The sequence below is a fragment of the Amycolatopsis sp. DSM 110486 genome, assembly GCF_019468465.1.
In the GTDB taxonomy this organism is placed as follows: domain Bacteria; phylum Actinomycetota; class Actinomycetes; order Mycobacteriales; family Pseudonocardiaceae; genus Amycolatopsis.
The window spans coordinates 9861776-9880902 of the sequence record NZ_CP080519.1; the positions used below are offsets into that span (position 1 = coordinate 9861776).

The window sequence follows — 19127 nt, forward strand, 5'->3', positions numbered from 1 at the left end:
CGCTCACTCAAACGACCTCGCTGTCCGACAACACCGCGACCTGAGTACTCGATCGAGCGAACCAAACTCACCTTCTGTAACAACACGTAGTCGACGCGCGATCTTTCTGGCGATTGATCGACTTACGACACTCCAGAGCCTCCTCGGGCTGCTGGAGTTCGCCGGGCAGGTGGGGGCACAGTGCGATTGACCTCGGTCGAGGCGCGGAACTTTCGTTCGTTGCGGGATCTTCGAGTTCCGATACGTGAGCACTTGACGGTGGTGATCGGCGAGAACAACGGCGGCAAGTCGAACTTGCTGGATGTCGTGCGGCTGCTGACGGATCCGCTCGATGGACGCCGCGACCGGTACTGGGACGTTGACGATGTCGCGCGGATGCCCGGGGGCGGAGCAACCCAGCTGAGCGCAACCTTTGCGCTGACTTCTCCCGATCAGCTCGGCATCTACAGCCAAGGCGTCCTCGACGACATGGCGTCGGTGCGGTACCAGGTCGCCTACACGCAACCCGTCGGCACGGAAACCCGAGGCAAGTTGACGTGGGTCGCGGGCGAGAGCAGGTCGAGCGACCGCGACCCCGAGCCCGAAGCACGCGGACGCTTGCGGCACGTCTACCTCCCACCGCTTCGCGACGCGCAACGGGAGCTGAACTCGGGATCAGGCAACCGCTTGCGAGTGATCCTGAACTACCTGCTCAACGAGCACGCAGTCCCGATCGAAGATTTCGTCGGCGCCGTGAAGAAGAACCTGGACGCCCTCAGGTCAACCAAGGAAACGGGTGTGGTCCTCGACGGCGCTGAGAACGCCGTACGGGCTCCGCTTTCAGACGTCACCTCGGGCGCGAGTCCGCAAGTCGCCGACATCTCGTTCGCCGATCCCGACCTGTTGTCCATCGCGCGGTCGCTTCGAATCCGTATGAACGACCGGGGACTGAGCCCTCGAGACATCCGAGGATCCGGGCTCGGCTACGCGAACCTGCTCTACATCGCGACCGTGGTCGCGGAACTTCGTGCTGCACGCGATCACGACCTGACGGTCTTCCTGGTCGAGGAGCCCGAGGCTCACCTGCACCCTCAGCTGCAGAGCCTGCTCGTCGAGTATTTGCGCGACGCCGCTGAAGCGTCGGCGAGCGCTCCGGCCTCCGCCGACTACGCCGGCCGCGTCCAAGTGGTCGTCACGACGCACTCACCGCTGATAGCCGCTTCAGTGGCGGTCGAGGATCTCGTGGTTCTCAAGCGTCACCCGTTGCCGGTCATCGCGGAGGAGGCCACGGTCGTTCCGGCGACTGGTGAATCGTACGAAGAACCACTTGCGGCGGCTGAGAGTCGCTACGAATCCAAGGCGATCGCTCTGGCCGAACTCGATCTCGACGGTGGCCATGGGAAGTTGAAGCGTTACCTCGACGCGACGCGCAGTGCCATGCTGTTCGGGCCCCGCGTCGTCCTGGTCGAAGGTATCGCGGAGTCCCTGCTCCTGCCGGTGTTCGCGCGGAAGGTTCTGCCCCGTCCTACCGCCTCGCCGTTGTTTCGTGCCCCTTCAGTCTCAGCTGCCGAAGCGAACGATGCCGACCTCGCCCGCGCGAGCTGGGCACGGTTCGTCGGTACCACGATCGTCGCGATCGACGGTGTGGACTTCGCCCCGTATATACGGGTACTGCTCACCGACGCCGGCTGCGGCCGTATCGCCGAGAGAGTTGCGGTGATCACCGACAAGGATCCTGACCTTAACTACGACCGTCGGGCGAACCTCTTGAAGCTGGCCAAGAGCCTCGGCGCCGAGGACCGGCTCGGTGTCTTCGTGGCGGACCCGACCCTGGAGCCCGAACTACTGCGCGCGGGTCCCGCGAACGTGGCTGTCGCGGAGCAGGCCTTCAATCGGCAGAAGCCCCAAGTCGGCCCGAAGGTGTGGACCGAGATCAACGCCATGGCCGACAAGGAGGAACGCATCACCCGGTTCCAGAAGGAGTTCAAGGACAAGGACCTTCGCAAGGGCGACTTCGCTCAGGACTTCGCCGAGCTCAGCATGCAGACCGAGGACGTCGTCGTCCCCGCCTACCTGAGGGCGGCCATCACCTGGATTGTGGAGCTGCAGTCGTGACCGGACCAGACCCGCGCACGGCGGCCGCAACTCGGCAACAGGAACAGGCGGTTCGACACCCGGCGCCACTCTACGTTTCAGCCTGCCCCGGCGCTGGAAAGACCAGAGTCATCGTCGATCGGCACTTGGCCGACCGGCGAGGCGCTCGAGGCCGGGCCGTCTTGTCTTTTACGAACGTCGCTTGCGATGAGGTCGCACGGCGTTGCCGCCAAGCCGGCAAGCCGGAGCTCGCCGCGTTCCCGAACTATGTCGGGACCATCGACACCTTCCTCTGGCGCTACCTCGTCCGGCCGTTCCTCACGCCCGGCAGGATCTGGCACCGTATCGAGTCCTGGGATCGCATCGATGCCACTGTCGAGGTGGGATTTGGCACGAACCAGCACAAGGTGTTCCTGAACGACTTCAACTGGAGCCGGGACCCGGACGCGCGACAGTGCACCGCACAGCTTCAACCAAAGAAGCGGGCCATCAAGAGCTATACCGCCCTGGCCAAGCAAGGCCGCCTCGATGAAGCCGCTCTGGCGGTGGTGCGAAAGAGAAAAACCCTCATCGACCAGGGCTACGTCACTGGGCATGAAATCAGAGTTCTCGCCCTGCAGACCTTACGGCGGAGACACACCGAGGCCGTCGCGATGCTGTCCGGGCGATTCGACGAGATCGTCGTCGACGAGGCTCAGGACTGCTCGGCTCATGATCTCGCCATCCTCGGCTTGCTGCACGACGCCGGGATCCCCTTGGTCTTCGTGTGTGATCCAGACCAGGCCATCTACGAGTTTCGCGGAGCGCAGCCCGCCAATATCCGCGCGTTCGGGGAGTCACTCGGCGCACGAGTCGACCTCCAGGGAAACTGGCGCAGCAGCCCGGCCATTTGCGGCCTTGCCGCCACACTTCGGCCCGCGACCGTAGCGAGGCCGGCCGACTCACCCGTTGGACCGAACCGCGACGAGCCGGCGGGTATCTTGCTCATCGGCACGAAAGGTTCGCAGCCCGACGAAGCGCTCGCCGTGTTCAACGATCACGCCGACAAACTGGGCATCGCCACCGAGAGACGCGTGGTGCTGGCACACGCCGGAACGACCCTGCCCTCGACGACGGCTACACCAGCCACACAACCTCCCGCCAACTACCCGGCCCGAGTGGCATGGGCCGCGACAATCGCCAAGTCGAATCACAGGAACCCGTCCTTGCGCCACCTGGCGTACGACATCCTCCAACGGGCAATCCTCCGCTACTGGTACACAGAAGCAGACACCGCCGATCGCTCCGTCGAGGCAATCTGTGCCAGCGTCGACGTTGACCCTTGGCGGCTCCGTCAGCTCGCGGGAAAACTGGCAGTAGCCTTACCCGACGTCGACCACGGCACCTTCGCCGACTGGTGCCGGGAGGCAACCAACCAGCTCAAATTGCTGCCGCCAGCCCCCGGCATGTTGCGGCTGGACACGTCCGGCCGCTTGAGCGCTGTAGCCGCGCTCAAAGACAAGACCCCCCGCGCCGCGGCCGGGGTTATCTCGTCGGATTCGATGACCCCAGTACGGACGAGCGTCATCCATCAGGTCAAGGGTGAGGAAGAAGAGGCCGTACTCGTCATCGTGCCTTCGAATGCCCGCACCGATGGCCTCGTCGACGCGTGGATAGCTGGCAGCCACCCGCCCGATGTCGCAGAGAACCTGCGCGTACTCTACGTCGCCGCCACGCGGGCACGACGCCTATTGGCGATCGCCATGCCCGAGGACGCTCAGAAACGCGTTGCAGCACTACTTGAGCTGAAAGACGTGGCGTTCGAGCTGACAACGACCTGATGCGAGCCGATGGCAGAACACGTGCTCATCAGCCTTCCCCAGTGGGCGAGATCGCCGAGGCGGCGTCACAGGAGACGGTTCAACCAAGGCTGACCAAAACGCCGGCGATGGTGAAAATGGCCGTGATGCCCTCCTGCCGTCAGGTCCCGGCGGTCGGCAAGCTGGCGCGCGAACACGCAGCGGCTCGAGCATCAGGCGCACGCCGCAACGTTCGATGGCCCCGTACTCGGGTACCTGTGCAGAACGATTTCTTGACCAAGCGTCGTTGACAAGTTCCAGCAGCGTGAAACGGATCGCCGAGATGCTGACGACGAAGTGGTCAGCGGCATCGGTTCGCCTAAGCCCTGGGTCGGAACGAGGTCGCCAGGTACCTCCCGCTGGCGCCAACGAGCCACGCTGAACCAGGTGGCCTCGTTGATGTGCGGGCTCGTCCGAATCTGCGAAATACTCAACTCGTCGGCTCCAGTCTTACGCACTGGCCGCCGCTTCAATTCTGATATCATCCGTGGGCGATGAAGATCAGCTCTGGGAGCAGGACCGACGCACACGCCACGACGCGTTGTCTTTACGAGGTGACAGCGTGACGTCACGTTCGGGGCTCCTGCTGGTGGGAGCGATCGTCCTCGCTGCGCTGGCCGTGACCATGTTCGTCGCGTTGTCGCCCGCCAATCCGGGTAGAACCGACACGACACCAGGTTCAGACAGGGCAACCGCTCGCCATCTTCCCGGTCACTTGCCGACCATGCCGCCGGCATCCGGTACGCCCGTTCACCTAATGCCGCCCGGGAGCTGACACCAGGTGCGTCGCGCTGCCGACGGGCGCATTGACAAAGCTGGGCGACGGCCATCCTGCGGTCGTCGCCCAGCGGAAACACTCCTGTCTTCAGCGCTGATCGTCGGTAGATTCAGCTGAGGTAGCGCCGGGCGTACTCGTCTGGACCGACGACCACACGGGGTTCGGAGGGTTCGTCTACAGGCCAGACCTGGATGCGGTGCTTCTCGATCGACATGTCCGTCGGCGGGCTTTGCCGGGCAGCTGCGAGGCGATCCCGCACCGCGACCCGGACACGGTTCCAGCCGGCTCCGACAGGAACCGATTCGGGCGTGTCGAGAACGTACAGTTCGCGAAAGTTAAGGCCTTCATCCTCGACTTCAATGTCGCGTTCGACCACCATGTCCCACCCCTCTTCCAGGGTCGGCATCGAGGCCATCACCTCAATTGCTATGTCCACAGTTCCAAACTCCGCACCGCAAATTATTGCGATCCAGTTGTCTTCTCCTGTGGTCAATCCGTCAACTGACTCCGGCCACATGTTCTCCACGCCCGGGCTTGCTCGGACGTGATACTGGCCGTCCCGAGGTCGGAAGGTTAGAACCGTCGAGTATAGATTTCCACCAGGCAATTCACACACCGCTTACCGGTCGTTACCAGACTTTCGTACCGTCTGGCAACACAGCCTGCACCCAGAACGGGTCACTGTCAAGGATCCGATAATAGTCGTAATACCCTTGGGTGAGCCCGCCTTGACTATCATTGGCCGCTTTCGGCACGACGGCGGTCGAACGATCGTTGGCAGCAGAGGCAGGGCCGCCCTGGTAGGTACTGGCCAACGGGTACTCATCACAGCTCGTAACGCCTGGATCAACAACCACTCCCGCGCACGCAAATGCGCGGTTGGCGTCGTCTTTCTTGCCATCAGTGAGCCGAGTCAACGGATGGCTCAGAGACGGATTACCCCAATGGCTCGGAAGTGTGCGAATTGCAGTGAATACATGCTTCGCCACCTCTGTCACTTTCGGGTTGTCGATTGAATTATACTCCACATATGCCGGACCGTTCTGGTCTACACATCCTTGCCCATAGTTGTTTGACAGACTGTCGCAACGGCCTACAAGAGTGTTGGATTCATGATCAGCTATAGTAGTAGAAGCACCCGGGACCGCGACCTCGAGCGCCACGCCCAGGTTGCCATTGAGGACGGTGGTCTGGCCCGCCTGTGGAAGATCCGTGTACTGGGTGTATGTCTTGTTGATCAAGGCCTGCGGGGCAAGCTGGACAGGCTCATTCTCCGCATCGGTTCCTTCAAGCTGCGAAGTAATGCATTTGTCAGGATGATCCATGCACCCGGTCCACATTTGCGCCGTTGTTCCATCCTGCAGTGTTCCCTCGGTATCGGGAACGAAAATCTCAGCGTTGAGCTCCCAAGATGCAGCGCGACTCTGATCAAAGTCAATCGAAGAGTAGATATTCAAGTCAATCCAACCAACGACTTCGTCTACACCATCAACCTCATGTATATGGTTGACGGTCCAGCCTTCGTACGAACATGAGACGAACCGATCAGGATTGGAAGCGTCTGACAGACACGCCTGAGAAACCCCGTTATTCGGCGACGCCTTTCCTCTCGGAACAAGATTACCTACAGGACCAGCCATCGTCGACGCCTGGTAATTCTCTTGCCTCTTCTCCGTGGACCTTTTCACTGCGACGAGGCAGTCAAGGACGCCGGCGTAATGTGCCGACCGTTCCGCTTGCTGGCGACACTTCTGAAGCTGCAGCTGTGAGCCTGGGTCGCGGGAGATGGCATCCAACCGGCTTCCCGATAACACACTCGCGGAAGCGGTAGCATAACTCGAAGCCGACAGGGCAGCCACAACCAGAATAGCTCCAATTAGGACCAGGGCAGTCGAGGGCGATCTTCCTTTACGCATTTTCTCCCCATTTGAGTACCCGCGCGAATTTGCGGACCGAGCGACGCTATCAGGAGTGCAACGGTGAAATCTTGATCCAATCGGATTGACAAACACTCTGAGGGAAACACGTACACTTTGGGCGGTTTGCGAATATTCCCGAGGAACTTTTCACGAAATCGGCTATATTCCCATCTACAGACTGCGCAAAACTTTGACAAAACCATGAACATCTCCCGATTGCGCCGCGTCAAAACATTCCCGAGGAGCGGAACAGGGGGTGACAAAATTCGCCGTTCCCGATCATCGGAACACGCAGTCAACGAAGGGGGCTTCGAGCACGCAATCCTGGCGGAAACCGTCGCGGCTCGCGCGGCGTGGAGCGCGCAGGAACGGATGCCGGAGCTGGAGGAGTATCGGGACCAGTGGGATCGCGACGAACGAGCAAGGCGCCACGCCGCACGGAATCCCTGACGGCGGGCGACGCCCTTGGCCCTGGTGTGCACCATGCCTTGCCCTCGTAGATTGAGGACGTCCATGACCGCTCGACACGATCCTGACGCGAGCCACGAGCCCGACCAGCCCGAGGCCAAGGAAGACGTCTACTGGTCGGCCCGCGCCCTTGCAGCGCTGGCAGCCGGGGTACCCACCGTGGTGTGGGACGAGGCCGCGTGGCAGCTGGAATCAGGGGCCGACGAGAACGCCCAGGCCGACCCGAGACACGCATCGCTTCTCGGTCCGGTTCATTGGTCCGGACGTCGGCGGGACCCGCGCGCTTGTGGGTGCGCAACTATCACGACTCCGAGGGCGGCTTCCTGCCCGCCGACCTTGGGACGACCTCATGGCCCACCTGCCTGGTGTGTCGTTCGCAGATGTCCCGGATACTTCAAGAGCGACCACATCAAGGCTGACGCAGAAGATGGGCGGATCGACGCGCCTCCTGCGACGACGAGGGGCAGGCAATGAGCGATTCACACGGTGGCGCAGAAAGTGGTCCGTCCGGGAACAGTCTGGAATTCGACCCGATCGTCAACGGTGTCGACTTCCTCGACAGCGCGATCTCTCATCTGGCCGAATCCGCGGATCCGCGCCGCTTGAAGTACGCGGTACTGCACCTGCAGGCCGCGATCGAGATCCTCGTCAAGGTCCGCCTGCAGCGCGAGGGCATCGAGCACATCTTCGAGGACCCCTACAGCGCCGACGAGAACAAGCTAAGGCAGGGAGCCTTCCGCAGCGTCACGCTCAACGCAGCGATCAAGCGGCTCGCCAAGGTTGCCGGCGTCCAGCTTACGGCCACTCAACGCGACGCCCTGGACTTCCTCAACAAGGAACGCAACAAGCTCCAGCACTTCGGCTCGACCAGCAACCACGAAGTCGTGACCGCTCGCGCCGCTGCAGCCCTTGACGTGCTGTCCGAGTTCATCCGGCAACACCTCGTTCCGGACGCCCCGGACGACGAGATCGAGCACCTCGAGCAAGCAGAGGAAATCATCGGCGCCGCGCTCACGACCATCGCGGCGGTCAACCGGGCAAGGCTGGACCGACTCGCCCCCGAACTCGAGGCGTGGCCGAGCATCGTCATCCATTGCCCCGAATGCATGCAGGTGGCCTGGACCTTCGCGCCCTTCGAGGAGACCTCGCGCTGCCTGTTCTGCGGTCAAGACTGGAGCCAAGTCGACGGCACCGATGCCGCGGAAGACTACGTCACATCCGTCCTGGGCGAATCACGCTACCTGGCGGCAAAAGGTCGGAGCGGATGGTCGATTTCCGACTGCCCGGAATGCGAGCTCGAAGCGCTCATCGCCGTCGCCACCCGCACAGACCCCAACAGCTTCCTCACCCACGCCTGCTTCTATTGCGGCTTCGTCACGGATGCGGACCTCGGCTCCTGCGGACGGTGCGGTCGTACCACCTCCGACCCCGACGACGTGATCTGCACCGACTGCCTGAACGACCTGGTGGGCGAAGACTGAATGACCGACGCTCGCCGAGCAAGATCGTTGATCTACAACCTGCTGTGGTCTACGCCAGCGTCTCGCCACGGACGGTGCCAATGTGGTGCGGACCGCAACCTTTGCGCGTCGAGTGGATGCATGCCCATCGGCAACCTATGATTGCCGATCTGCTCAATCAGCAGCCGGTTGGCCGTCGGTGGAGCAGATCGAGGTCTAGACGGCGGCGCGGACTCGTCGCCGCTGAATCCGCCGCCCTGCCACCAAAGATCCCCCGCTTCGCCTAGTTGGGTGTTTTCAGGATTTCCCTGAAACTGCTGATAGGAAGGGTTAGCCTCATTGACGGCGGAGGTGTCCAGTACCACGGCCGCCCAGCCCCGTAACTTCCTCGAGACGGGACTTCATGACCGACGACGACACGGTCGAGGCCTTCGGGCCGGCCTGCGCAGCTGTTGCCGATCACCGCGGGGCAGTTGCGCCGGCTGTGGGAGGCGACGCCCGAGGACAAGCCGGTGCTCGTCGGGCTTCCCGACGACGCTGCCCGCGATCTTCTGCTGAGCGGGCTCGACGTCGAGCATCTCGGTTGGGGACGGGGCGCGGGGATGGCAAGCGAGCACCGCTCCCTGGCCCTGAGCACGGTCCCCACGCCGGAGGGGTTGCCGTATTACTTGCGAAAGAACGACGCGATCGCGACCGCCTCCGACGCTTCCGCGGCAGCGTCGGAGGAAGATCCTCAGGCGCCGCCGTTCGCAGAGGCGACCCGGGTGCGAATCGCCCTCGCAGCCCAGTTGGCCGAGCTGTCGGATCTGGACGCCAGCTTCGTCCCTATATATCGCGACGCGTCGCGCGCCGACGGGTCCGCACCCTTGGCCGCTGGACTATCGCCGAGGCTGCTGGGCTCGTGTCCCAGGCACGGGGGGGTGATGGAGCAGGCGGTGGTGACGGCGCGTCTCCGCGACGTGACCTGGGCCGAGGTCGGCCAGGCGCTCGAGGTGACCCCGCAGACCACGCACGAACGCTTCGGCGACGATGTCTCCCGGTTCCACGACGAGCTGCTCTCCCCCGAAACCCGCATTACAGCGGGGAGTTCGGGGAGATCCGGTATCGCCTGGCGCCGGCGGCGCTCGACCCCGCCGCGGCCTCGGCCGAGCTAGACGCCTGGGTCCGCCGCTGCCAGGCCGCGCGGGGCGAGGTGCCCTCGCCGACACCGGGTCCATGCGGGCCGGCCCGCACGGACCCGCAGACGGAGCGGCGCTCGGTCAGCGACCGCTCCCACCGCCTGTGGGCCCTGGCCGAGGCCTCTGGCACCCGCGTGCCGGCGCTGGTCGACCGCCTCGCCCTCGACGAGCGCACCGTCGGAAGCTGGGAACAGATCGCTGCTGGGCAACAACGCATCAGCCGCCCCGTCCGCGACGGGCTCACCATCGCGCGCCGCAATCTCGCCGAGCTCCAGGACCAGACGGCGACCGTGCCGCACTGTTCGCCTGGGCGGAGATCGGTCGTGAACCGGGCTGATCAGTTCGCGGTGTTCGGGCAGAAGGAGGTCGCTCGTGGCTGACCCAACCCCGTTCCCATCCACCGTCACCGGGGCCAGCGCTGGGCTTGTTGCGATCGTCGGCGGTCTGCCGGTCAACCGCTTCGTCGGGCTCGACAGCGAGCAACAAGGAGCTCAAGCCGTGCTTGAGCATGCCGAACAACGTCTGGCCACCGCAAGGGCTCGTGCCCGGGACGCGCGGCAGGAATGGACGTTGTTCTGGATTGCTGACTTCCTCGCGAACGCAGACGTGCTTGCCGCGATCCAGGCCGGGACCCGGCAAATGGACGTGCTGGTAAGCACGGTTGACGTCCTCAACCCGCTCACCGCGAGCGAGCTGCAGCCACACTTCCAGGCGGCCGGCGACGAGTACGACCGCGCCCGCGAGTTCATCGATGCGGAGTTGGAGCCAGCCGAGTTGCTGAGCTCGCAACAATGGCGCCAGGTTGATTGGACGGATTTCCGCTCGCTCATGCGAGACCGGTTGCCGCAGATCGAACGTTCCTACATCTGGGAGACCGCTTTTAGCGCCCTGGTCGATGCACGTGCGGAGGAGCGAGGGCGGCAGGAAGAACAAGAACGGGAGGAACGCCGAGGTGCGGGATCGGTTCTGGGCTTCGCGGCCGCGAACATGGCCTACTTCCCTTCGCCATCCACGATCGGCGACGCCGTCAGCCGCACGCTGAACTCAAATCAGGCTGCGCGGCGGGTGGAAGACGTCCGCAGCCGGCTGGCAACGGGCACGGAACGCGCTGACCAGCAGAGGGAAGATGCAGAGGCGGAGGTCGTACGGCTGAGGGAACGCCGCGACGCGATCGTGCGCCCAGACACGCAGTTGTGGATCGGTTTCGGTGTGCTGCTCTACCCCACCATCGTGAGCATCGTGCTGCCGGTGCTCGCCATGAGCGGCGGACCGACCACGTTCACCAGTGGAATCAAGGCACTCGGCTGGCTTTTCGGGTCCTCGTTGCTCGTGCTCGTGCTGTACATGGCACACCTCGCCACCAGGCTGTCGATCCGCGGCCGACGCCGCGCGGCACCCCGCTCGACGGGAGCTGCGAGCATTTCAGCGAACGAACTCTCGGGCCCAGCAGCGAGCGACGATGCGCCAGAAACCGTCCAAACCGATGGAGACGAATCGGACGCTCCGACCAGCCAGACGGCGTCGTCCGATTCGTAGTGCTGGCGTTCCGCCGACCGACGAAGGTGCTGTAACGCGAGCACGGGTGCGGCCCGAACAGACGTCGACTTCGACCGCCTGCTGTGGCAGCCCGCTGAGGCCCGCTCCTTCAGCAACGACGTTCTGCGAGTCGCCGTGCGCCACGGCGTGCGGACGCGGACGGGCATCGTCATCGACACCGCGGAGTTGGGCTCTGCCGACGAGCTGCGCAACAGCCAGACCGCCTTGGACGAGGCGCAAGCCAAGCTCCACTCAAGCACCAGCAGCCGTACGACGGAACAGCTGATCCCAGGCTGGGCTGAGGAGAACGAGCGGCTCGACGAACCGATCCGGGCCGACACCGAGCACGCGCCCGCGAGCTGGACGAGGAGTTCGGCGCGGTCCTCGCGGCTCCGGCGCGGCCGGCGCTGGCCGAACATTGGAAGCGGCTCGGTCGTCGCTACCCGGACTGACCCGCAGAACCCGGCCGGATCCGAGCGAGCGGGAACCACCGTCACGCCCTGCTGGCCGACCGGTGGATGTGAAAATCCCGACTGGTTAGAACCACCCGGCCGGCGGTGGTGGTCAGAGACTGAAAGAAGGCGTCGTGACCTGGCGAGCCGGGCACGCACCGCGCCGGTCATGACGTGACCCCGTTGCTGGCCTGGGGTGAGGGGTTGTGGTCATGGACGGGACCCACGCATGCTCAGAACCGGTGACAGTGACCTGTTCACAGGTACGCGTGACACCCCTCGACCTTTGGCGTTGCCCGATGGGGGACGGGATCGTGGCAGCGCCACGACCGTTCGGAGGCCTGCACTGTGGAGACGATCGGCCACGTGAGCAAGCGCCGTTATAGGCCGCTGGCCAAGCGAGCGAGCAAGCACCTCGAGGACCAGGCCGCCAGTCAATTCGCGCTCGGGGACATGGCACTGGAACTCGAACCTATGCGGTCGCAGTCTGGTGGCAACGGTGGTGTCTATGAGGCGCTACAGGTCTTCGCAGACGACATCGGGCTGGAGTTCCGTACCCTGCTGGACTACCGCGCGGTGGCCGCGGCCTGGCCCCAACAGCGCCGCTCGGTCAAGGCCAGCTGGAGCGTGTATCAGCGGATGGCGTACCTGCCCGACCGGTTCAAGGTCATCAAAGACCCGCCGTTCAACGACCGGTTGGGCACGCGAACCTGGACCGTCAGCGCCGCTGAGCGTGCCGCGAACCGGGCGCCGCACCGACGACCGGAGGACAAACCCGAGGAACGGGCGGCGCGTGTGCAGGAACTGACGCGGGACGAGCACGTGGCCTCCGCAGTAGCCGGGCAGCTGCTGCGGAGGCCGGAGGTCGCCGGACGGGTGATGGCCAACCCCGACACCCGCCGCCAGCTCTATCGAGCCCAAGCCGACCACGATCGTGCGGCAGTTGGAAACCGGCGCATCGACGCGGGCAGGTGAAGCGGTCCAGCCCTGAAGACGAGACCGGGAGCCTCTGGCGCGCAACGGCCCCGCCCCTGATTCCGGGCGGGGCCGCGCGGCACCGTGCGGAAGTGGTGTCAGGACGTGCGGGCTTCGCGGAGGTATCCGTGCGCCCAGCACCTCGTCAACGTGCTCACAGCGGCACCGTCCAGCTCGTATATCTGATCAGCACGTGCCGGTCAGGCGGCCCAGTGACCGGGCCCGATCATCCCGTACTCGTGATGTATGGAAATCGGACGCGCCGCTCCCGCGGCTGAACGCTGGTCGACGACATCCTGATCGTCCGGAGCTCGCAGGACGATCACGTCTTCGTGAGTGATCAGGTGCAGCGGTAGCCCTGCCGCGCGCTGTTTACGGATGAAGTCACGTTGGAAGAAACTGCCGCGCGCGATCAGCTCGGTGTCCGCGGCCCGTGCGAGCAGGGCAACGCACCGCTCAGCCGGAACCAAACCGGCGGCGATCCCACAGGCAATGACTTGTGAAGGCAGGTCGATCAGCTCGGAGTGCTCGCGCCACGGCCTCACCGTGATCACCACGTGGCCGCTCGGGCGCAAGACACCTGCGCACGCGGTGAGGATGCGGGTGAAGCCGGCCAGCAGGCGGTGGTGACCGATGTTCGCGAGGTTGCCGCGGTCGAGCGCGCTCCCGTACCGGTAGTGGTGCTTGCGGACCTTCCCGTCGTCGGTCTGTTCGCCCGTTGACACCAGCCCGTGTGCCGACGGTCCGTACGGCGGCGACGTCACCACCAGCGCGACCTGCCCGACGTACTCCGGCGGCAGCAGCGTCTGGAGCTGGCGGGCGTCGCCGCGAACGACCCGGGCGTCGTGGTCATGACCACGCTGGCGGGCGAAGCGGAGATTCGCCCGGGCGATGTCGGCCCAGTGCGGCTCGTATTCGACGCCGACCGCGCGGCGGTCGAGGTCGATCGCTTCGACCAGCGTGGTGCCGATTCCGCACATGGGGTCGAGCACGACGTCGCCGGGCCGGGTGTAGTGCGCGATGGCGTGCGCGGCGACGGCGGGCAGCATCTTGGCCGGATGTGCGGTCGACTCCGGCACGTATCGGCCTTTGCGCTGCGCGGCCGGCGACGTCTGGGCGGTCGCCCACACCGACACCGGTGTCTCGTCCCAGTCGGTCGGCGCGGTGGCGGGCGGGGTGCTGGTCGTGTCCGCGCGCTCGGCGGGTGGGGCGGTGTCGAGGGCGTCGATGAACGCGCGTGGGAGTGGCACGGTCGGCTCGTCGACCGTCGACTGCGGTGTGAGGGGCGTGATGGTCATGGCGCGGTACCTGGCTTCCGGTCGTTCGGTCATCGGAGTTCCTCGGGCTGTCCGGCGTCGGCGTGCGCTTGGGCGAACACGAGCACGTCGCCGTGCACGCGGACGTGCGACGTCGGCGATCCGACGTCGCGAGGCACTGCGGTTTCCTCGAGCAGACGTACGCTCGCCGCGGGCGGCTGGAGCCGGCCGTTCCGGATGGGTGTGTGCAGGGTGACGATGTGCTGGAGGTAGAGCAGGTCCGCGTTCTGCGCGGCGGCGATCATCAGCCTTGACGGGTCGTGCAGTCGCCCGGTGGTCCAATCGCCGTGCGTGTAGACGGCGAAGATGCCACCGAAGGTGAGCCTGCGAGCGGCCGCGAGCGCAACGGCCTCGATCGAGGGATCGTTTCGGCGGTCCGCGGGTAGCGCCGTGACGATCAAGTCGACCTGTTCCGTGGCCTCCGGGCACGGCTGCTCGCCATCGTCAAGTTCCGCGTGTTCGTCGTGCGCCGTGGTGCCGCACAGGTAGGTGGCGTCGCTCGCCGACGAGGCGTTCGGAGACCTCGCCACGACGAGCTGGGTGACCGCGACGTCTCGCCCTGCTGCGCGCACCGCGTCGTGTGCGGCGGCCAGCTCGCTGTCGCCAGTCATATCGCTCGTCCCGGTTTCCGCGGCTGGCCAGGGAGCGAGCAGGACACGAGAGCCAGGCGCGCAGAAGCTTGTGACGATTGACTCGATGATCGGCGCGGGCCACGTCGCGGCCGGGTCGATCTGGTTCGGGCCGATTGTCCACACGGTCGGCGGGATCGGCGGCAGCTCGCGTGCATTCGTGGAGAGCGTCTTCGGCTTCGCAGAGTGGCGTGGGCGGCGGCTCGATGTGCCGGGTTCGGGTGCTCCCGGATACGGGGTGCCGTTGGCCGGTCGGGTGCGTTGTGGACGGGTCGAGTCGTCTCGGTTGGACGGGCCCGTGTGCGGGGACGGTGGACGTCGATTCACGAGCGGAACCTCCGGAAGCGGGTTGCCGACAGACCGGGGTCGGCGATGTCTGCGCTGTCGCCGGCTAACTCCGAAAACGAGGTCTGCATGAGACACGTCGCGACGCCGAACCCGAGTTCTCGTCGCCCGCCAACGCGATCGTCCAGTTCGCCTACCCACGGCCGGGCGATGGCCACGATTTCGTAGGTCTATACGCAGGCGTGACACGCCGTTGAAGCGACTTTGACACGGCTCTGACCTGCGTTTGAAGCAGTTTTGATGCGGTCCGACCGGCTTCCTGTCGACATCACATTCCGTCGTTGAGGAGTGCCGTCATGGACTTGCCGTCGTCACCGAAGAAGGCCGCAGCAACGACCTCGTCAGCACACCGCCTACGTGATCGCCGAGCCGAACCCGGGGTGTTCGACACCGCCCGCACCGCGTTCGCATGGCTGGTCACCGGGCCGCATCCGGTAGCCCTCGACGGGCGCCGAATCCGTGGCTTGCCGCCGCGCCTGATGCCGCTGGACGAGGTCGGCGCGCTGCTGATCACCAAGGGGTGTCCACAGGAGACCCGAGATGCCGTCTGGACAGCGCTCGTGACGCGCTCGCGTGCCGAAGCGGGGACGTGGACGGTCGCGTGTGTCGGGCTCGCGCTGCCGGTGCTGGTGCCGGTTGCCGCCAAGCTGACCAACCGGTTCCGCGGCGACGTTCACGATGTCCACTCCGCAGTCCTCACCGGATTCTTGGAAGCCCTCGCCGACGTCGACCTCACCCGGCCGGCGATCCTTGTGCGGCTGCGGTGGGCCGCCTACCGCGCCGGCCACCGCGCGTTGCGCGACGCGCTCGACGCCGCGTCGCCGGTCGCGGATCTCGGTGCTCGGGCATTAGCACCCGAGCACGCAGGCGGACACCCCGACTTCGTTCTGGTCGCCGCCGTGAAGGCCGGCGTACTCACCCTCGCCGAGGCGGCGTTGATCGGCGAGACCCGCTTCGGTGAACTCTCATTGGCCGACGCTGCGCAAGCTCGCGGCCAGAACTACAAGGCGACGCAACAAGCACGCCATCGGGCCGAACGGCGGCTCGTCACCTACCTCACGTCCCTTCGCGACGATCAGAACGTAACGCCCACTAGACCACGCGGCACGGCCGGCACCCACCCCGTGAACCGCACTCGAGCCAACGGCGCGGCCGAGAGGGCACGACGTCCGGTGTCTCCCCGCACCGCGAAACCCGGAGTTGGTGGCTGCGGGGCTCGCTCGCCCGAGCGCCCACGCCCGTCCCGGCCCGAGTCCGGACCGCGCGATGTTCAGGAGGCGTCCTCATGCGACTGACTCACCCGCGTCGCACCCACCACCACCGGCTTCGCCTACGCCCGCCGACCCGCCGCCCCGACCACGACAGGCTCGGCTCGCCCACCGCCTCCCCCACCCGCCGACGGCGCGGTCGCGGGGCAACAGGGCACGTCTCGTGTCGCGACAGTGCCCGTCGCTCGGGCGCATCGCCGCGACCGCCGGATGCCCGTCGCGGCAGGTGGGTGGCGCTGGCAGCGGTCCTGGTGGCGCTGGGGGTGCTGCTGAGTTCCTCGTCGGCGCAGGCCGCCACGGTGCACCTCGCGCTGGCCAAGACCGTGGACGAGGTCTTGAACAACATCCGTAACTGGATCTTGGGGATCCTCAGCGCGATCGCGGCGGCGTTCCTGACGATCGGCGGGCTGCGCTACTTGATGGCCGGCGGCGATCCCGGCGAGGTCGAGAAAGCCAAGAGCGCGTTCAAGCACGCGGGCATCGGCTTCTGCCTCGCCGCCCTCGCCCCGATCGTGGTCGACGCCTTCAAGGCCATCGTCGGCGGCGGGGTGTGAACGATGATCCCGCACATCACCAACCTCGTCGCACCCACCTTGCTGTCGATGCACTCGCGTACGAAGACGCGGCGCCCGCGGCGCCGCTGGTTGCGATCGGCCCCCGTTCTGCTGGTGCTCGTGGCCGCGCTTGGCGGCATGGCGGCGCGCGCCGAGGCCGCGACGGCTCGGTCGGTCGACGCGGCCCCCGCGTTCGCGCCCGCGCAACCGCCGCCTCCCGCGCCGCCGATCCCATTGCCCACGACCGACCCGTGTGAACCGGGCTCGACCGACCCGGTGTGCACGCTGCCCGGCCCGCCCCCGGCGCCGCCGACCGGGTTACCGAGCACACCGCTGGTGCCAGTTCCAGCACCCCCGGCGCCCCCGTCGGCGTCGTGTTTCCCCGGTGCTATCACGTCCGAATGCACACCGCCCGGGCCGCCGACGTCCGCGCCACCGCCATCGTGTGACGGGCCGGACTGCATCCCCCAACCGGTCCCGCTCTACCCGACGCCGGGCCAGTCGCCCGGCCCGGCGGCCGGAGACGATGATCAGTCCGATGACTGCGGCCTGACCGACCTGCGCGCGTGTGTCACTGAGGCGTTGGGCAGCTTCTTCCGCGGCGTGGTCACCGACGCACTGAACCCGCTGTTGGATCTGTTGGGAAAGACGCTGCTGGCCACCCCGGACCCGGCCTCGGTGCCCGGGCTGGCGCAGCTGTGGACCGAGTCGTGGCAGATCCTGCTGGCGGTCTACGGGATCGTCGTGCTGCTCGCCGGGTTGATCCTCATGTCGTATCAGACCCTGCAGGCGCGCTACAGCGTCAAAGAGATCGCGCCGCGCCTCGCGGTCGGGTTCCTCGCGGGCACGTTGTCGTTGTTCATCGCGGGCAAGGCGATCTCGCTGGCCAACGGGCTCGCGCAGGCGGTGATGGGCCAGGGGGTCGATCCCGAGGCCGCGAGCACCGCGTTGACCGACATGGTGTTGAAGACGCTGCAGGGCGGCGGGTTGTGGCTGATCTTCATCGGTCTGGGACTGCTGGTAATGATCGTGGTCCTGCTCATCACGTTCATCGTGCGGGCGATGCTGACGATCCTGTTGATCGCCGCCGCCCCGGTCATCCTGATGTGGCACGCGCTGCCGCACACCGAGGGCATCGCCCGCACGTGGTGGAAAGCCTTCGGCGGTCTGCTCGCGATCCAGCTCGGCCAGTCGCTGGCCCTGGCCACGGCGATGCGGGTGTTCTTCGCTCCCGGCGGATTCACCCAGTTTGGGCCGTCGGCCTCGGGGCTGATCAACCTGCTGATGTGTCTCGGGCTGGTGTGGGTGCTGATCAAGATCCCGTTCTGGTGCCTCGCGCCGGTGCGCGGCAGCGGGCGCTCCCTGTTCGGCTCGCTCGCGCGCGGGCTGCTCGCGTACAAGACGATGGGCTTGCTCGGCGGCGCCAGTTCCCTGCTCGGCGGCGGGGGCCGCGGGCCGCGCTCGGGTGACGAGCGGCCCCTGGCCGATCCCCCGGCCACGCCCACCGGCCAGTTCATGCTGCCGATGACACTGCGCCGCCACCGGCCCACGCCCCGCTCCCCGCGCCTGAGCGACGTGCTTGACACCGCCCGCGGCACCGACCGCCGGCCCGGGCCCGGGCAGCAGTCGCTGTTCACTGCGAGCAAGCCCGGCGGTGCGCGCCGCACGGTCGCGGTGAACCCGCGCGCGGTGCAGCCGAATCCGCTGCCCGGTGCCCTGCCGGCCGATCAGCTCGGGTTCCCGATCACCACCCGCCGCGACCCCGACGCCACCGGACGCCGGTCCCTGGCGGAAGAGCTCGCCGAGCGCGGCGACCGGCTGCCACCGCCCGTGGCGCAGCCCGGTCTGCTCACCGAGGACGGACGGATCAACCGCAACGCCCGTCCGCTTGCGCAGGTGCCGAACGCGTTGATCGCACCGGAGTCCGGGATGCTGCCGCTGCACCTGCGGCCTTCCCTCGCCCGAACGCCCCGGCGCACCGTGGCCGACGACCTCGCCGCCCCGGCACCGCCGCCCACGCAGACCGGGCCTGCGCTGATTACCCCGTCCGGGCGGATCAACCGTGCCGCCCGCGCGACCCGCCGGCACCCGCGCGACGCCTACACGGGCAACCGGCCGATGGCCTCGGGCCAATACCCCCTGCCTCTCGGCGTCCGCCGCGGCAGCACTCCCACACCGCCGGCGGACGCCCCGACCCCGCCGTCTCCGACACCGACACCATCGACCACACCCTCAGGCCCGGCCTCGGGTGCGCCGGTGCCGCGCAAGCGGGTCGGCATCCAGCTGCCTCTCGATCTGCCCCTGCGCCGGGGCCCGAAGAAGAAGTGAGGTGCTCCCG

At 66.4% G+C, this 19127-nt stretch carries 15 protein-coding genes; 11 read left to right on the forward strand and 4 right to left on the reverse strand.

All coding sequences use genetic code 11. The features are described 5' to 3' along the window. The first annotated feature begins 180 nt into the window (after window positions 1-180). From K1T34_RS47580 to K1T34_RS47590, 3 genes are read left to right on the forward strand one after another with little or no spacing between them, the layout of a single operon-like run. Window positions 181-2094: an ATP-dependent endonuclease gene (locus K1T34_RS47580; RefSeq protein WP_255638076.1), complete on the forward strand. Its 1914-nt coding sequence runs from the start codon at window positions 181-183 to the stop codon at window positions 2092-2094. Then, window positions 2091-3893 carry a UvrD-helicase domain-containing protein gene (locus K1T34_RS47585; RefSeq protein WP_220241374.1) on the forward strand — a complete coding sequence of 601 codons (1803 nt, stop codon included), beginning with the start codon at window positions 2091-2093 and terminating at the stop codon, window positions 3891-3893. The genes K1T34_RS47580 and K1T34_RS47585 overlap by 4 nt, the downstream gene beginning before the upstream one ends. A gap of 41 nt (window positions 3894-3934) precedes the next feature. After that, window positions 3935-4162: a hypothetical protein gene (locus tag K1T34_RS47590; RefSeq protein WP_220241375.1), complete on the forward strand. Its 228-nt coding sequence runs from the start codon at window positions 3935-3937 to the stop codon at window positions 4160-4162. Window positions 4163-4798: 636 nt separating this feature from the next. On the opposite strand, the gene K1T34_RS47595 is transcribed toward K1T34_RS47590, so the two are convergent. Both K1T34_RS47595 and K1T34_RS47600 read right to left on the reverse strand, forming a co-directional pair. Then, window positions 4799-5095 (reverse strand): hypothetical protein, encoded by a 297-nt coding sequence (locus K1T34_RS47595; RefSeq protein ID WP_220241376.1) that lies wholly within the window; start codon window positions 5093-5095, stop codon window positions 4799-4801. Between the two features lie 223 nt (window positions 5096-5318). Further along, complete coding sequence (locus K1T34_RS47600; protein WP_220241377.1) at window positions 5319-6329, reverse strand: hypothetical protein; 1011 nt, start codon at window positions 6327-6329, stop codon at window positions 5319-5321. A 1217-nt stretch (window positions 6330-7546) separates the two neighbouring features. Between K1T34_RS47600 and K1T34_RS47605 the strand changes: the two genes are divergently transcribed. From K1T34_RS47605 to K1T34_RS47625, 5 genes are all read left to right on the forward strand, one after another. Further along, entirely contained in the window at window positions 7547-8557 is a 1011-nt protein-coding gene (locus K1T34_RS47605; protein ID WP_220241378.1) for a hypothetical protein, read from the forward strand. A gap of 431 nt (window positions 8558-8988) precedes the next feature. After that, on the forward strand, window positions 8989-9690 hold the full coding sequence (locus tag K1T34_RS47610) for a hypothetical protein (protein WP_220241379.1): 702 nt from the start codon (window positions 8989-8991) through the stop codon (window positions 9688-9690). 158 nt (window positions 9691-9848) lie between these two features. Next, window positions 9849-10094 (forward strand): hypothetical protein, encoded by a 246-nt coding sequence (locus K1T34_RS47615; RefSeq protein ID WP_220241380.1) that lies wholly within the window; start codon window positions 9849-9851, stop codon window positions 10092-10094. Next, complete coding sequence (locus K1T34_RS47620) at window positions 10087-11250, forward strand: hypothetical protein (protein ID WP_220241381.1); 1164 nt, start codon at window positions 10087-10089, stop codon at window positions 11248-11250. Before K1T34_RS47615 ends, K1T34_RS47620 begins: the two co-directional genes overlap by 8 nt. An 818-nt stretch (window positions 11251-12068) precedes the next feature. Next, window positions 12069-12677 (forward strand): DUF6192 family protein, encoded by a 609-nt coding sequence (locus K1T34_RS47625; RefSeq protein WP_220241382.1) that lies wholly within the window; start codon window positions 12069-12071, stop codon window positions 12675-12677. A 200-nt stretch (window positions 12678-12877) separates the two neighbouring features. Here the strand turns inward: K1T34_RS47625 and K1T34_RS47630 are convergent, their stop codons facing one another. Together K1T34_RS47630 and K1T34_RS47635 are read right to left on the reverse strand one after the other, a co-directional pair. After that, window positions 12878-14008: a TRM11 family methyltransferase gene (locus K1T34_RS47630; protein WP_255638077.1), complete on the reverse strand. Its 1131-nt coding sequence runs from the start codon at window positions 14006-14008 to the stop codon at window positions 12878-12880. Continuing rightward, complete coding sequence (locus K1T34_RS47635) at window positions 14005-14604, reverse strand: hypothetical protein (protein WP_255638078.1); 600 nt, start codon at window positions 14602-14604, stop codon at window positions 14005-14007. The genes K1T34_RS47630 and K1T34_RS47635 overlap by 4 nt, the downstream gene beginning before the upstream one ends. Window positions 14605-15263: 659 nt before the next feature. On the opposite strand from K1T34_RS47635, the gene K1T34_RS47640 reads away from it, so the two are divergent. The 3 genes from K1T34_RS47640 to K1T34_RS47650 all read left to right on the forward strand — a co-directional run bounded on the left by K1T34_RS47640 (window position 15264) and on the right by K1T34_RS47650 (window position 19117). Beyond that, window positions 15264-16262: a sigma-70 family RNA polymerase sigma factor gene (locus tag K1T34_RS47640; RefSeq protein ID WP_255638079.1), complete on the forward strand. Its 999-nt coding sequence runs from the start codon at window positions 15264-15266 to the stop codon at window positions 16260-16262. A 203-nt stretch (window positions 16263-16465) separates the two neighbouring features. Continuing rightward, a complete protein-coding gene (locus tag K1T34_RS54180; RefSeq protein WP_255638080.1) occupies window positions 16466-16789 on the forward strand; it encodes a pilin in 324 nt (107 codons plus the stop codon). A 3-nt stretch (window positions 16790-16792) separates the two neighbouring features. After that, complete coding sequence (locus tag K1T34_RS47650; RefSeq protein WP_255638081.1) at window positions 16793-19117, forward strand: hypothetical protein; 2325 nt, start codon at window positions 16793-16795, stop codon at window positions 19115-19117. Window positions 19118-19127: the final 10 nt, after the last annotated feature.